This window comes from Commensalibacter intestini A911 (genome assembly GCF_000231445.1).
Taxonomy (GTDB): domain Bacteria; phylum Pseudomonadota; class Alphaproteobacteria; order Acetobacterales; family Acetobacteraceae; genus Commensalibacter; species Commensalibacter intestini.
The window spans coordinates 565480-579332 of the sequence record NZ_AGFR01000003.1 but is presented as its reverse complement, the minus strand read 5'-3'; the positions used below and the strand labels follow the sequence as shown (position 1 = coordinate 579332).

Sequence of the window (13853 nt, the reverse complement as noted above, 5' to 3'; positions counted from 1 at the left end):
CAAGAAACCAATATAAAGGATATATTCATACAATGTATAAAAAAGTATCGCTTATCGTCCTTGTATTTATCATTATTATTGGTGTCGTTTTACATTATCGGCACCAAGCAACGATGGAGCGTGGTGCCTATGCCGCGTTACAATCTGGATATTTAAATCTTAAAAATAATAAAAAGCTTCAAGCTATTGGCGACTTTAACTATCTAATTGATACTTACAGCAAAAAAGGTAATGCAACAGTGCAAGAAACTGTTGCTGAAGCATTATTAAAAAAAACAGAACTTCTTATTTCCATTAAAAATACAGATGATGCTCTTAGTGCATTAGAACAACTAAATAATCTATACCTAAACAGTGATAATAAAAAACTTTCTTATGACGTAGCGAAAGCTCTTTTTATGCAAGGTAATTTGCTTTTAGAAGAAGGTCAGTATGAACAAGCAATGATCACCTTTTCACATCTTGTTTCTAAATATGGACAATCTGATAATATAGAAATTAAACGCATGGTTGCACAATCCATGCAAAAAGAAACTGATATCCTCAACCATTGGGGGAAAACAGATACAGCATTAAATATTGATTCCTCTATTATCGAACATTTTGTCAAAGAAAAAGACCCAACTATTCGTTTAATTACTGCTCAGGCCTTAATGGCACGTACTGCCAATCGCTTAAGCAATAAAGAATGGGGAATTGCATTATACAATAGCAATATGTTTATTAAACTTTTCAGTCAAGATAGCTCTCCTATAATTAAAGAGCTATTAGCACATAACTTTTTATATCGAGCTGAAATTCTTCATAGAATTCAAACTATTCCTCAAGAACAAAAAGAGCTATTCGGAGATAATCCACAAGCTGCAGCTTTTAAAACTTATGATGAATTATTAGCTGCAATTACCAATAATAATGAAGGGGAATATCCTCGCTATCGAGCAACCGCGTTATTAGGTAAAGCACAAATTTTACAACAACGAAAACAATATGCAGAAGCATTAGATTTATGTAATCAAATCTATAATACATTCTCTAAAAATGAAGAAACTAAAATTAAAAATGTTGTTGCAAAATCTTTACTAACCAAAGCTCAAATACTCAATACAACAAAAGATTATACTCAAGCATTAGCTATTTATAACCTTATTAGACAAAATTATCATTATGATGATGATCACTTTGCAATCAATATGGTTTTAATTTCTGCTTATCTTGAAGAAAGTACTCTATTAGAACAATTAAATAATAATGACGAAGCTCTCAAATTACTTGATGAAGCAATTAAAACATTTCTAAGTACTCATAATGAGTATTTATATTATCAAGTCAGTGAAGCTTATATGGCAAAAGCTGCTTTAGAAGTCGAAATGAAGTTATATAGCGAGGCCGTTATCACATATACAAGTCTTATCGCCGTTGCACATCATAAAACACTTCCTGCAACACGCTATAATGGTGCTTTAGCAATTATGAAAAAAGCACAACTTTTAATAAAATATCATAACGATGTCCCAGAGGTAAAACAAACCTATGATTTGCTGACAACTTTTTATCAGTATGATAAAGATATAAAAGTCAGACAAATCGTAGCACAGGGCTTATATAATCGTGCACAAAGCCTATTCGCACATAACCGTGGCTATACAGCAGTCAATATTATTAAACAGCTCTTTACTCTATTTAATAAAGACAAATCTGATCCTGTGATCAATAATATTCTAGAAAAAACCAAAGACTTACAAAAACAGCTTGGCTCAACCGTTGTTTGGTAATTTATATTTGGGATAAAAATAATGAAAAAAGCTCTAATTATTCGCCATGTTCCTTTCGAAGATTTTGGAATACTTGAACCTGAGCTTGTTAAGATGGAGATTCAATTACAATATATTGAAGGTCCTCTAACTGATTTCACTCAATTTAACCCAATTGATTATGATCTATTAATTGTTTTAGGTGCTCCTATCGGTGCTTTTGATGATCAACTTTATCCTTTTCTTACGCAAGAGCTCGCTTTTATACAAAGCTACCTTAAAACAGAAAAGCCATTACTTGGAATATGCTTAGGAGCGCAATTAATTGCTCGTTTATTGGGCGCAAAAGTCTATCCGATGCAACATAAAGAAATAGGTTTTTCTACCATATCTATTAATCAAGAAATACCCTACAATCCCCTTGCCTCTCTTGAAAATATTCCTGTATTACATTGGCATGGAGATCAATTTGATATTCCCAACGAATGTCAACCACTCGCCTCTAGTCAATTATGTCCAAACCAAGCCTTCACCTATAAAAATCATGTGCTAGCTCTTCAATTCCATATGGAAGCAAATCCCAGCAGAATAGAGCAATGGTTAGTTGGACATAGTAACGAGTTAATGAATGCAAAAATTGATTTGCATCAATTGAGAATAGATGCACAAAAATATAGTCAACTTTTAACTCAAGCAGGAAAAGCAACGTTCTTGAAATGGTTAACTCAACTCCAAGTCAAATAAGAATCCTGATGTTCTTTTTATAATATATTTATTTTTAATAAACACAAAAAAAAGCCCTATATTTGAAACATAGGGCTTTTCTATATTTATATACTAATTAAGAGTTAGTTTTTGCTTTTATCAACCAAACGGTTTTTAGCAATCCATGGCATCATTTCACGTAGTTTAGAACCTGTTTTTTCAATTTGATGTTCATTTAACAAGTTACGACGTGCTTTTAAGCTTACTTGACCAACTTTATGGTCGGTCATGAATTTATTAACAAAAGTTCCGTCTTGAATGTCTTTTAGAACTGCACGCATAGCTTCACGAGATTCACTGTTAATAACACGTGGGCCAGAAACATATTCACCAAATTCAGCGGTGTTTGAAATTGAATAGTTCATGTTTTCGAAACCACCTTCATAGATCAAATCTACGATCAATTTCATTTCATGCAAACATTCAAAATATGCCATTTCTGGAGCATATCCAGCTTCAACCAATGTTTCAAAACCATTACGGATAAGGTCAACAACACCACCACAAAGAACAGCTTGTTCACCGAAAAGATCTGTTTCACACTCTTCACGGAATGTTGTTTCGATCACACCTGCACGTCCACCACCAATAGCAGAAGCATAAGATAATGCGATTTCCAAAGCATTACCAGATGGGTTTTGGTGCACAGCAACCAAACAAGGAACCCCACCACCACGCTGATATTCAGAACGCACTGTATGACCAGGACCTTTTGGTGCAATCATAAATACGTCAAGATCAGCACGTGGTTCAATTAATTTGAAGTGTACATTCAAACCGTGAGCAAAAGCAATTGCTGCACCTTGTTTTAAGTTTGGAAGAACTTCTGTGTTATATAGTTCGCCTTGTGATTCATCAGGCGTTAAAATCATCACGACATCAGCCCAAGCAGAAGCTTCAGCAACACTCATAACTTTTAAACCAGCAGCTTCAGCTTTTTTTGCGCTGCTTGAACCTGGACGTAAACCAATAGCAACTTCTTTAACGCCGCTATCTTTCATGTTATTTGCATGAGCATGCCCTTGGCTGCCATACCCTAGTACCGCAACTTTTTTACCTTTAATCAAATTAACATCAGCGTCGCGATCATAATAAACACGCATTCTATTTCTTCCTTGTTTTTCAATCTATAAAATTAAATTGTCTGACAGCCACGTCCAATGGCAGCAATCCCTGTACGGGACAGTTCGACTAACCCCAAAGGACGTAATAAATCAACAAAAGCATTAATCTTTTGTGTTTTACCAGTCAACTCAAATACTAAAGAATCTACACTTGCATCAACAACTTGCGCTCTAAAAGCACCTGCTAGATTTAATGCCTCTGCACGTTCTAAACCCTTTGAAACCACTTTAATCAAAGCCAACTCTCTGGCAACATAAGGCCCTTGTTGGCATAAGTTCACAACTTGATAAACAGGTACTTGCTTATTCAATTGTTCTTTAATTTGATTAATAACCATCGGCGTTCCAGAAGTTAAAATATTAATTCTGGATTTACGCCCATCATCATCCACAGGAGCAACCGTTAGGCTCTCGATATTATAGCCTCGCCCTGCGAATAATCCGATAACTCTTGATAAAACGCCACTTTCATTTTCAACAATCAATGAAAAAATAGCATTTATAAATTCATCTTTTTCTTGCTGTGCACTACGTTGTAATGTTTTTTTATCAATATAATCCATTATTTTATTCCCGATGACTAAGTTTACACAACAACACTTTAAGATGCAGTCTTACTTTTTTCTTTTACAGGCCCTAATAAAATCTGATTATGAGGGGCACCTGCTGGAATCATTGGAAAACAATTTTCCTCTTTTTCAACTTGGATTTCCATAACAACAGGGCCTGGCTCGTCCAGCATCGCTGTAATCATAGTATCTAACTCATCAATCGTTCTGGCACGCATCCCTTTAATTCCAAAACTTTCTGCAAGTTTTACAAAATCAGGCAAACTGTCACTATAACTTTCAGAATATCGCCCACCATGAACCAATTCTTGCCACTGACGAACCATCCCCATATAACGATTATTCAAGATAAAGACTTTGACTGGCAAACGATATTGCTTAATAGTCGCAAGCTCTTGAACATTCATCATCGTAGATGCTTCACCAGCAATATCAATTACCAATGCATCTGGATGAGCAACCTGAATACCAACTGCTGCTGGTAACCCGTAACCCATTGTGCCAAGACCACCAGAAGTCATAAAGTGATTAGGTGTTTCAAAAGAGAAATGTTGCGCAGTCCACATTTGATGTTGCCCAACTTCCGTTGAAATATAAGCTTCTTTTCCTCTAGCTGCGATCAAATCATGTAAACGACGAATAGCATGTTGTGGTTTAATCACTTCGCCTGCTGCTGTATCTTGTTGATATTTCAAACAATCTACCGCACGCCATTTCTCAATTTGGTTCCACCATTCTTCTAATGCTACTTTATCAACAGAAGTTTTATCTTTTCCCCACTCTTCAATCATTAAATCAATTGTGCGAGATACATCCCCAATAATAGGAATATCAACTAAGACAATTTTATTAATTTGAGAAGGATCAATATCTGCATGGATTTTAATTGAATTAGGAGCAAAATCTTTAACACTGCCTGTTACACGATCATCAAAACGAGATCCTAAAGCAATCAAAACATCACAACCATGTGTTGCTAGATTTGCTTCATAAGTTCCGTGCATTCCTAACATGCCAAGAAATTGCTTATCTGATCCAGGATATGCTCCAAGTCCCATCAAAGTCGAAGTGCAAGGAAAGCCTGTCATTTTAACGAGCTTTCTTAGCCCTTCGGAAGCATGAGGGCCAGAATTAATAATCCCACCGCCTGTATAAAAAATTGGGCGTTTAGCATTTTTCATCGCGTGAACAGCATCTTTAATCGCAGCAAGAGCTGGTTCAGTAACTGGCTGATAAGAAGGATGCACTGTTACAGTTTTCTGAGAATAAGGAACCTTACTCATCATAATATCTTTTGGAATATCAATCAAAACAGGCCCCGGTCTACCTGACCCAGCAATATAAAAAGCTTCTCTAATTTTATCAGCAAGCTTTTCTTTATCTTTAACTAAATAATTAAATTTGGTTGCCGCGCGTGTAATCCCAACAGTGTCTGCTTCTTGGAAAGCATCATTGCCAATTAAACTACTGAAAACTTGCCCAGAAATACAAACAATAGGAATAGAATCCATTAATGCATCAACTAAACCTGTTACGGTATTTGTTGCACCAGGCCCACTGGTAACCAATGCCACCCCTACTTTACCCGTAGAACGCGCATAAGCTTCGGCAGCATGAACCGCAGCCTGTTCGTGACGTGTTAAAATATGACGAATATTTTCTTGTTGGAATAAAGCATCATAAATAGGCAAAACAGCCCCACCAGGATATCCAAAAATGACATCGACACCCATATCCACGAGCACTTGTAGCAGAACCTCAGCACCAGTCATTGTATGAACTGTTTGTCCTGACTGATCAGGACTTGCTTTCTTATGCTCTGCATTCGTCATTTTGGTTAATCCTTAGTTTTACTAAACTTAATTTATAATTGATTTTTTTAAAAACAGCGTAGTATTCTTAAACGTCCTAGTAGCCTAGTCAATATTTTATCAAACGTCAATAAAAGAATTAATAAATAGCATAGATTTTTCAATAAAACTTTCTGAAAATTTCAATTTACTATCAATTCTTGAATTAAAAGTACAAACCTGTTCAGGTGCTGCCAGCACTCTATTGGAAAACCAAGTTTCTTGACGTTTAATATAACGTTGAGTATTCCGAACAGCCTGCTCGATAGCCTCTGATATCGTAATTTCATTTGATAAATACGCAGCAAATTCTGGTACACCAAGCGCTCTACGTAAAGGGGCTTGCACAGGCGGACTAGCATTTAAAAACGCTTCAACTTCTTCAACTGCACCCTCATCTACCATTGCCATAAAACGTTGTGCCACCGCTTCTTTTAATAACGCACGCTCTGGCGCAAGGCGAATAACCAGAAAACGACAATTAACTCCTGGTATATGTGCTTCTTGTTGCCAATATTTCAACCCTTTCCCCGTTGAACGCCAGACTTCCCACGCCCTAGCAACACGTTGAGAATCTGTAGGGTTTAATTTTTCTGCAGTTTGAGGGTCAACCTTTAACAATGACTCATGTAAAAAAGGAGCACCTTCAGTGTCAATCAAACGTCGAGCTTCTTCTCTTGCTCCTGCACTAGGTTCTGGAATCATTGCAATGCCATGCACCAAAGAATGAAAATACATTCCCGTCCCACCACATAAGATCGGCAAACGTTGTTGATCCCAGACTTGTTGCATTTCTGCTATTGCTTGCTCTCTCCACCAGCCAGCATTACCTGTTTGATCCCAAGGTAATACCCCATATAAACGATGAGGCACACAAGCTTCATCTTCTTCAGAAGGACGCGTCGTGATAATACGTAAATCTCGATAACACTGCATTGCATCTGCATTAATAATCGTTCCCTGCAATGCCTCAGCTATTTTTAAAGATAAATAAGACTTTCCTGAACAAGTTGGCCCTGCAACAATCACTGCCCACGGCAACGCTTTATTTTGAAGATCGGACTTGCCCAAAGAACTATTCATGCAACACAACTCTTTTTCTTTAAATTACTATTTTACACAAAATAAGCTTTTTACTTATTGCGTCATTCATCACTTACTTATAATAAATATGGTGTGTAATAAAGAGACTTTCATAGATATTCTCTTTTGGTTGTTTTTTACTTTTGTTCAGTATCTTATAACAATGAAATGGATGATCCAATGCCTTCTATACTAACGCTTGTAACACCCCCTACTTTATTGGATCAATCGATTATCGATCTTATCTCATCAATCTTACCAACTCAAAACTTACAATGGCTATCAGAACAAGAAGCTTTAGATATTCCATTACCTGAACATAAAGATCACGAACAAACAATCCATATTACCCAGAAAATTAAACAAACATTATCCAATAAACCTGTTGATGTCTTCGTAACTCATAGTGAGTTTCGCAAGAAAAAACTGTTAATCGCCGATATGGACAGCACTATTGTGCAAAGCGAAACGCTCGATGATCTTGCCAGTGAAGTTGGTATTGGTGAACAAATTGCAGCCATCACCAAACGCGCCATGAACGGGGAGTTAGTGTTTGCAGACGCATTAAATGAACGTATCGCATTGTTAAAAGGTGTCTCTGCTAATTTATTAGAAAAAACCTGGCAACATACGCAACTCAATAAAGGTGCAAAAACCCTCGTCGCCACGATGAAAAAATATAAAGCTTATACGGCCTTAATCTCTGGTGGATTCACTTTCTTTACACAAAATGTTGCCAATGCCTGTGGCTTTGATGAAAACCATGCAAACCGTTTAAGCATTTCTAATAACAAACTTGATGGCACGGTGATCCCTCCCATTCTTGGCAAAGAAGCAAAATTATTTCATCTAAAGCGTTTAACTGAAGAGTTAAAAATCAATCCCCAAGAAACCGTAACCATTGGTGACGGTGCCAATGATCTCCCAATGTTAACGCATGCTGGACTAGGAATAGGATATTATCCCAAACCTATTGTTGCAGAGCAAGTCGTTAATGTCATTCAACACTCATCACTAGAATCTGTTTTATTTATGCAAGGCTATCACAGATCAGATTTCGTGAATGAATAATACTTGATCTTTTACTGGCTGATTTTATAATATCCTTATTACTATAGGTTTTGCAAAATTGGATTAATGTTCATATTTTACATACCATAATCATAAAGTATACTGTGATGAAATGGAATAAAACTGAACATAGTTCCTATCAAACCAAAGATTTTTTATTTAATCAGCTAATTCCTTATATTGGCAACAAACGTAAATTACTGGATTTAATCCAGCAGTCTCTCATTGCTACCCAAGATGAATTTAACGCCTCAGATGGTCTATTTGTTGATTGTTTTGCAGGTACAGGCGTTGTCAGTCGTCTAGCCAAAAATATGGGATATCAAGTCTTTTGTAATGATTGGGAATATTATAGTGAAGCTTTAAATATTGCGTCTATACAAGCCTTAGAGCCTCCCACTTATTTTGATCGTTATTCTTATAACGAGATCATCCAACAGCTTAATGATCTCCCTCCCATAGAAGACTGGGTAACACAACATTTATGCCCACAAGATGATATAAATTACGATACGAATACAGAGCGCATGTTTTACATGCATAAAAACGGTATGCGCATTGATGCTATTCGTCATCAAATCGAAGATTGGGACGTAAAAGGACAATTAACTGCCATTCAAAAAGCGTGCTTACTCGCACCTTTACTTTATTCTGCCTGTTACCATGCCAATACGAGCGGTGTTTTCAAAGGCTTTCATAAAGGATGGGGAGGACAAACACAAACTGCTCTTTACCGTATTGCAGCGGATCTGATCTTAGCCCCCATTCAGTTTTATAATAATCACCAAAAAAATCTGATTTTTCGTATGGATGCGCAATCATTGGCAGAGCAGTTACGCCATATGAATTTGCCAGAATATAGCATTGCCTATCTAGATCCTCCATATAATCAACATCCTTATGGTGCGAACTATCATGTTTTAAACAGCATCACCTTATGGGATAAACCTGAGATCTCACCTCAAATTACGCCTCAAGAAAAATCCGCCATTCGCAAGGATTGGCGAAAAGAGCGCAAAAGTGCTTACACGGTAAGAAAGCAAGCAACTCAAGCTTACCAAAAACTATTACAAACTTTACCGACACGTTGGATTGCCACAAGTTACAGCACAGACGGTTTTATTGATTTACAAGATATGATTCAAGAAAACTGTAATATTGGTGAGGTAAAAATTTTTGCCAAGGCTTATAAGCGATATCGAGTCAGTTCACAGAGATATTCTCAAAAACCCAAAAATATCGAATTTGTTTTATTAACTAAAGTTGGTCAACCAAACCAACGATCCGCTAGTGAGCTCGTAGATAAAATACGTGCTCTAGAAAAAAAAACACTTACGTCGAAAAGTAAACAAAGCAAAAGCACCATTTATTCTTTATAAAAATAGTTTGCCAATCAATCATATGACAAACTATTTTTCAGCAAAAAAAGATTATTTAGGTAACGATAAAAATTTCTCAAGCGCTTTACGACTGGTTAATAAAGCTGATTTCTCATTATGAGTTAATATTTGCATTGCTTGATCTTGATTATCCGCCTCATCTAATTTAACCATCCCAACTAAAAAATCAGGATTAATTGCATCACCTTTTTGACGTTCTGGAGGTAAAAAGGACGCATGTAAAGCAATTAACTTTGGATTATGAACCAACGTTGAGAATGCATCTTGCACTTCCATATCCATAACTCTGCGCTTCTCTATGCGATCACGACGCAAAATATCAGGACGTGCGGTTTCTTCCGGAATAATCAATAAACCAATTTTCATACAAAAAGCACCAAAACGCTGGCTAGACGTAATCCATACTAACGGAATGGCTAATAACAGCCCTAAAAGCACCGGTGTCATCCAGAAAAATAATGCCGAAGATACTTCCCAGGCACCAACACCCATTAAAATACCAAAAGCCGTATGACGCCAATAATCACGAACAACATCTTTGAAAGGGATATATCCAACATCTCTGCGTTGTGCATTCCAACCTGAATCATACCCCAACAAAATAGAAATCACAGCCATAGTTTGGATTAACATCGCAATCGGAGCAATTAAGCCACCAATAATTGTTTCAAGAAAAATAGAGGAAAGTGCTTTCATCACCCCTCCACATCCTTTACGCAACTCTGGATTAAAGAACATTGCAATCCATGCTAATAATTTAGGCGCTAATAAAACAAGCATAGTTAAAATAAACACATACTTCGCCAATACAGGATCAACTTGTGGCCAATTTGGGAATAACACACGATCAGTGCCTGTGAAATATTCTGGTTTTACAAGCAGTGCCTGTAAGGACACCATAATCCCCACCAACAAAGAGAGCAACCATAATGGAGACATGACATAAGCGCCAATTCCCGTCAACATATGGATACGACTAATCCAACTAAGGCCTTTCGTTGGAATAACCATCGCATGTTGTAAATTACCTTGACACCAACGACGATCTCTAACCGCTATATCCGTCAAAGATGGAGGACTCTCCTCGTATGATCCATGCAATGCAGGCACCATATGAATTGCCCAACGTCCACGACGCATCAACGCAGCTTCAACAAAGTCATGACTCATAATCATGCCACCAAAAGGCTTACGTATTGCACCTAAATGCGGCATCCCTGCTTGCTCAGCAAAAGCCTTAATACGAATAACTGCATTATGCCCCCAATAGTTACTTTCAGACCCATGCCACCAAGCAATCCCATATGCAATCGTTGGGCCATATACACGTCCTGCAAATTGTTGCAAACGAGCAAACAATGTCGTTCCATTTACAATAACAGGTAATGTTTGAATCAGACCAACCCCTTGATGGGCTTCCATTGCTGCACAAATACGAACAATCGTATCACCTTCCATCAGGCTGTCCGCATCTAGCGTTAACATGTGATCGTATCCACCACCAAACCGACGGATCCATTCCCCTAAATTACCAGCTTTACGATCTGTGTTCTTAAAGCGACGGCGATAGAAAATATGTTCATGATCCCCTGTTTGTTCACGAAGACGTAAAAACGCGGCTTCCTCTTCTACCCACACATCAGGATTAGTCGTGTCAGATAAAATAAAGAAATCGAAATGCTTTCCTTGACCTGTTGCTTGAATACTATCATAAATCGCTTTTAAACCCGCCAAAACACGATGAGGATCTTCATTATACGTCGGCATTAAAACCGCTGTTTTCTTTCCCAAAGAGGGCAAAGGATCTTTAGGATCAATCCCTAATGATAACCCACCCTTTTGTCTAAGCTGTTCAATAAACCCACCTAAAGAGGAAGCAAAAGAAAACGCAATCCAGAAAAACAAAATCGTAAAAATAACAAGAATGATCAGACCTAAAGCAGTCATTCCAAAACTGTTAAATACCAAGTTCATTTCATAAGAAGCATAAGCCGTTAAAGCCATTGAAACAATAAACACGAACAAACGTCTTAATAAAATAGTAGGCGCTTGGGTCAAAAGCTTTTTGGATCTGCCATACACATTAGGTTTGGTATACAAATCCTGCACGGGCATTTCTATAGGAGTATCAGGAGGCAAAGCGGTAAAAATATCTTGATCAGTATGTTCAGGTTTATGAAAACTATCAGTATTTACTTTGTCATCCTGTCTATGACCGGAAACATTATGGGGTTCAGTCATAAGTAATTCTTCTCTCCTATAATTAATAAATTAACAGCTGATAATTATAAACGAAGAAGAATACAATATAAAGAAAATTTATTATTTTATAAATTCAAACAGTTTTTACATAATGAAAGCAATAATTACCTTTGAAAACAAAACAATTATTGCTACTTTTTAGCACAAGACGAAGTCTGGTTTTTGTCGCTCTTCTTGAAACTAATCATCTATGACGCACCCATGACGAGGATTTATATGCAAAGTAAAAAAAGTCTTTTTAAGCTACCTCCTATTGCCACAGGGATGATTGATACATTCCGTCAAGGATATCATTTTTCTGATTTTAAAAATGATGCCTTAGCAGGCTTAACCATTGGAACAGTTGCTGTTCCTTTATCAATGGCTCTAGCAATCGCCACAGGCGTTCCCCCTGAACATGGTTTATACACAGCCATTATTGCGGGTGCTTTAATTGCCCTAACAGGTGGTTCCAGATTTAATATTTCAGGCCCAACGGCAGCCTTTGTTGTTATTTTATTTCCTATCGTCAAAGATTATGGAATTGGTGGGCTATTACTTGCGACCATGATGGCTGGACTTATCTTACTCCTCATGGGGGTCAGCAAAATGGGACAACTTATTCGTTTTGTTCCTTATCCTGTTGTCTTAGGATTTACTGCTGGAATTGCTATTATTATTGCTATTCTACAAATCCCTGACTTTCTGGGATTACAAACCGCAAAACTAGGAGATGATTTTATTGAAAATCTCGGAATTATTTTCTCATCCCTTGGAACCATAAACCCGTATGAAATGGGTGTCGGTTTATTTACGCTAATACTCTTAATCTTATGGCCAAAATTTAAAATTCCTCTTCCCGCACCTCTTGTAGGGCTCATTGTCGGAGGTGTTGTTGCTTATTTGATTAATAAAGGCGTTCAAGGTGCTGATATTAAAACCATAGCCTCGACCTTTACATGGAGTGCAAATGGTGAAACTGGAAATGGTATTCCCCCTATTCCACCGTCATTAGTCATGCCATGGGCGCTCCCTGGACCTGATGGACAACCGCTAGAGATTACCTTTAAACTCATTCATTCACTTGTAGGTCCTGCATTTGCAATTGCAACTTTAGGAGCAATTGAATCTTTGCTATGCGCTGTAATTTCTGATGAACTGACAGATACAAAACACAACCCTAATGCAGAATTAATCGGACAAGGTATTGGTAATATTATTGCCCCTTTATTTGGTGGCATTACCGCAACGGCTGCAATCGCAAGAACAGCAACCAGCATTCGTAGTGGTGCAAGATCTCCTATTGCTGCGATAATTCATGCCATTTTTGTATTGCTCGCCGTTGTTTTATTCGCATCCTTACTAGGATATGTCCCTATGGCCTCCTTAGGAGCATTATTATTTATCGTTGCTTGGAATATGAGTGAAGCCAAACATTGTATCAAAACCATCAAAACCTCTCCACGTAGTGATGTCAGCATTCTACTCATTTGCTTTGGATTAACGATTGTCTTTGATATGGTTGTCGCTGTGGCTGTTGGTGTTGCTTTATCTGCTGTTTTATTTATCCGCAGTATGACACACGCTTCAAAAACATCCCTTGTTGAAGATCATCCAGAGCTGGATGAAGTTACGGATGATGTTGTTGTTTTTGATATTAATGGCCCATTATTTTTTGGGGTTGCAGAAAAAACAATTGCTTCCTTAAAATCATATGACAATCTACATAAGAAAATTTTTATTTTTGATATGCATGACGTCATTAGTATCGATGGAACCACAATATCAGGATTACAATCTATTCAAAGACAACTCTTTAAAAATAATCAATCATTAATTTTTGTGGGAGCCTCAACTGAAATGATTGTCGCGCTACAGCGTGCTGGACTGCGCAAAACCAAAGGGCAATTAACGTATTGTTCTAATTTTGAATATGCACGAAATATTGCAAAAGCTTGGTTAACAAAATAACTGACTATCATATAAAAAAAGCCTAGAT

At 37.2% G+C, this 13853-nt stretch carries 10 protein-coding genes; 5 read left to right on the top strand and 5 right to left on the bottom strand.

The window, feature by feature from the left end; all coding sequences use genetic code 11:
* Positions 1-32: 32 nt before the first annotated feature.
* Together CIN_RS02980 and CIN_RS02975 are read left to right on the top strand one after the other, a co-directional pair.
* Entirely contained in the window at positions 33-1772 is a 1740-nt protein-coding gene (locus CIN_RS02980) for a tetratricopeptide repeat protein (RefSeq protein ID WP_040363728.1), read from the top strand.
* A 21-nt stretch (positions 1773-1793) separates the two neighbouring features.
* Positions 1794-2495 carry a glutamine amidotransferase gene (locus CIN_RS02975; protein ID WP_008853577.1) on the top strand — a complete coding sequence of 234 codons (702 nt, stop codon included), beginning with the start codon at positions 1794-1796 and terminating at the stop codon, positions 2493-2495.
* Positions 2496-2599: 104 nt separating this feature from the next.
* Here CIN_RS02975 and ilvC read toward each other — a convergent pair whose 3' ends face one another.
* From ilvC to miaA, 4 genes are all read right to left on the bottom strand, one after another.
* Positions 2600-3619, bottom strand: a complete 1020-nt coding sequence (ilvC, locus tag CIN_RS02970) for a ketol-acid reductoisomerase (protein ID WP_008853576.1) — start codon at positions 3617-3619, stop codon at positions 2600-2602.
* Between the two features lie 32 nt (positions 3620-3651).
* Positions 3652-4203, bottom strand: a complete 552-nt coding sequence (gene ilvN, locus CIN_RS02965) for an acetolactate synthase small subunit (protein ID WP_008853575.1) — start codon at positions 4201-4203, stop codon at positions 3652-3654.
* 38 nt (positions 4204-4241) lie between these two features.
* Entirely contained in the window at positions 4242-6041 is a 1800-nt protein-coding gene (gene ilvB, locus CIN_RS02960; protein WP_008853574.1) for a biosynthetic-type acetolactate synthase large subunit, read from the bottom strand.
* A 99-nt stretch (positions 6042-6140) separates the two neighbouring features.
* Positions 6141-7142: a tRNA (adenosine(37)-N6)-dimethylallyltransferase MiaA gene (gene miaA, locus CIN_RS02955; protein WP_008853573.1), complete on the bottom strand. Its 1002-nt coding sequence runs from the start codon at positions 7140-7142 to the stop codon at positions 6141-6143.
* Positions 7143-7322: 180 nt separating this feature from the next.
* On the opposite strand from miaA, the gene serB reads away from it, so the two are divergent.
* Positions 7323-8213 carry a phosphoserine phosphatase SerB gene (serB, locus tag CIN_RS02950; RefSeq protein WP_040363727.1) on the top strand — a complete coding sequence of 297 codons (891 nt, stop codon included), beginning with the start codon at positions 7323-7325 and terminating at the stop codon, positions 8211-8213.
* A 107-nt stretch (positions 8214-8320) separates the two neighbouring features.
* Entirely contained in the window at positions 8321-9592 is a 1272-nt protein-coding gene (locus CIN_RS02945; protein WP_008853571.1) for a DNA adenine methylase, read from the top strand.
* 51 nt (positions 9593-9643) lie between these two features.
* Here the strand turns inward: CIN_RS02945 and mdoH are convergent, their stop codons facing one another.
* Positions 9644-11854, bottom strand: a complete 2211-nt coding sequence (mdoH, locus tag CIN_RS02940) for a glucans biosynthesis glucosyltransferase MdoH (protein WP_008853570.1) — start codon at positions 11852-11854, stop codon at positions 9644-9646.
* Between the two features lie 237 nt (positions 11855-12091).
* Between mdoH and dauA the strand changes: the two genes are divergently transcribed.
* On the top strand, positions 12092-13825 hold the full coding sequence (dauA, locus tag CIN_RS02935) for a C4-dicarboxylic acid transporter DauA (protein ID WP_008853569.1): 1734 nt from the start codon (positions 12092-12094) through the stop codon (positions 13823-13825).
* The last annotated feature ends 28 nt before the right edge of the window (positions 13826-13853 follow it).

Bases quoted from the DNA above. Each gene is read 5' to 3' on its own strand.
- serB (WP_040363727.1), top strand. From the start codon at position 7,323: ATGCCTTCTATACTAACGCTTGTAACACCCCCTACTTTATTGGATCAA.
- CIN_RS02980 (WP_040363728.1), top strand. From the start codon at position 33: ATGTATAAAAAAGTATCGCTTATCGTCCTTGTATTTATCATTATTATT.
- miaA (WP_008853573.1), bottom strand. From the start codon at position 7,142: ATGAATAGTTCTTTGGGCAAGTCCGATCTTCAAAATAAAGCGTTGCCG.
- CIN_RS02945 (WP_008853571.1), top strand. From the start codon at position 8,321: ATGAAATGGAATAAAACTGAACATAGTTCCTATCAAACCAAAGATTTT.
- ilvN (WP_008853575.1), bottom strand. From the start codon at position 4,203: ATGGATTATATTGATAAAAAAACATTACAACGTAGTGCACAGCAAGAA.
- CIN_RS02975 (WP_008853577.1), top strand. From the start codon at position 1,794: ATGAAAAAAGCTCTAATTATTCGCCATGTTCCTTTCGAAGATTTTGGA.
- ilvB (WP_008853574.1), bottom strand. From the start codon at position 6,041: ATGACGAATGCAGAGCATAAGAAAGCAAGTCCTGATCAGTCAGGACAA.
- dauA (WP_008853569.1), top strand. From the start codon at position 12,092: ATGCAAAGTAAAAAAAGTCTTTTTAAGCTACCTCCTATTGCCACAGGG.
- mdoH (WP_008853570.1), bottom strand. From the start codon at position 11,854: ATGACTGAACCCCATAATGTTTCCGGTCATAGACAGGATGACAAAGTA.
- ilvC (WP_008853576.1), bottom strand. From the start codon at position 3,619: ATGCGTGTTTATTATGATCGCGACGCTGATGTTAATTTGATTAAAGGT.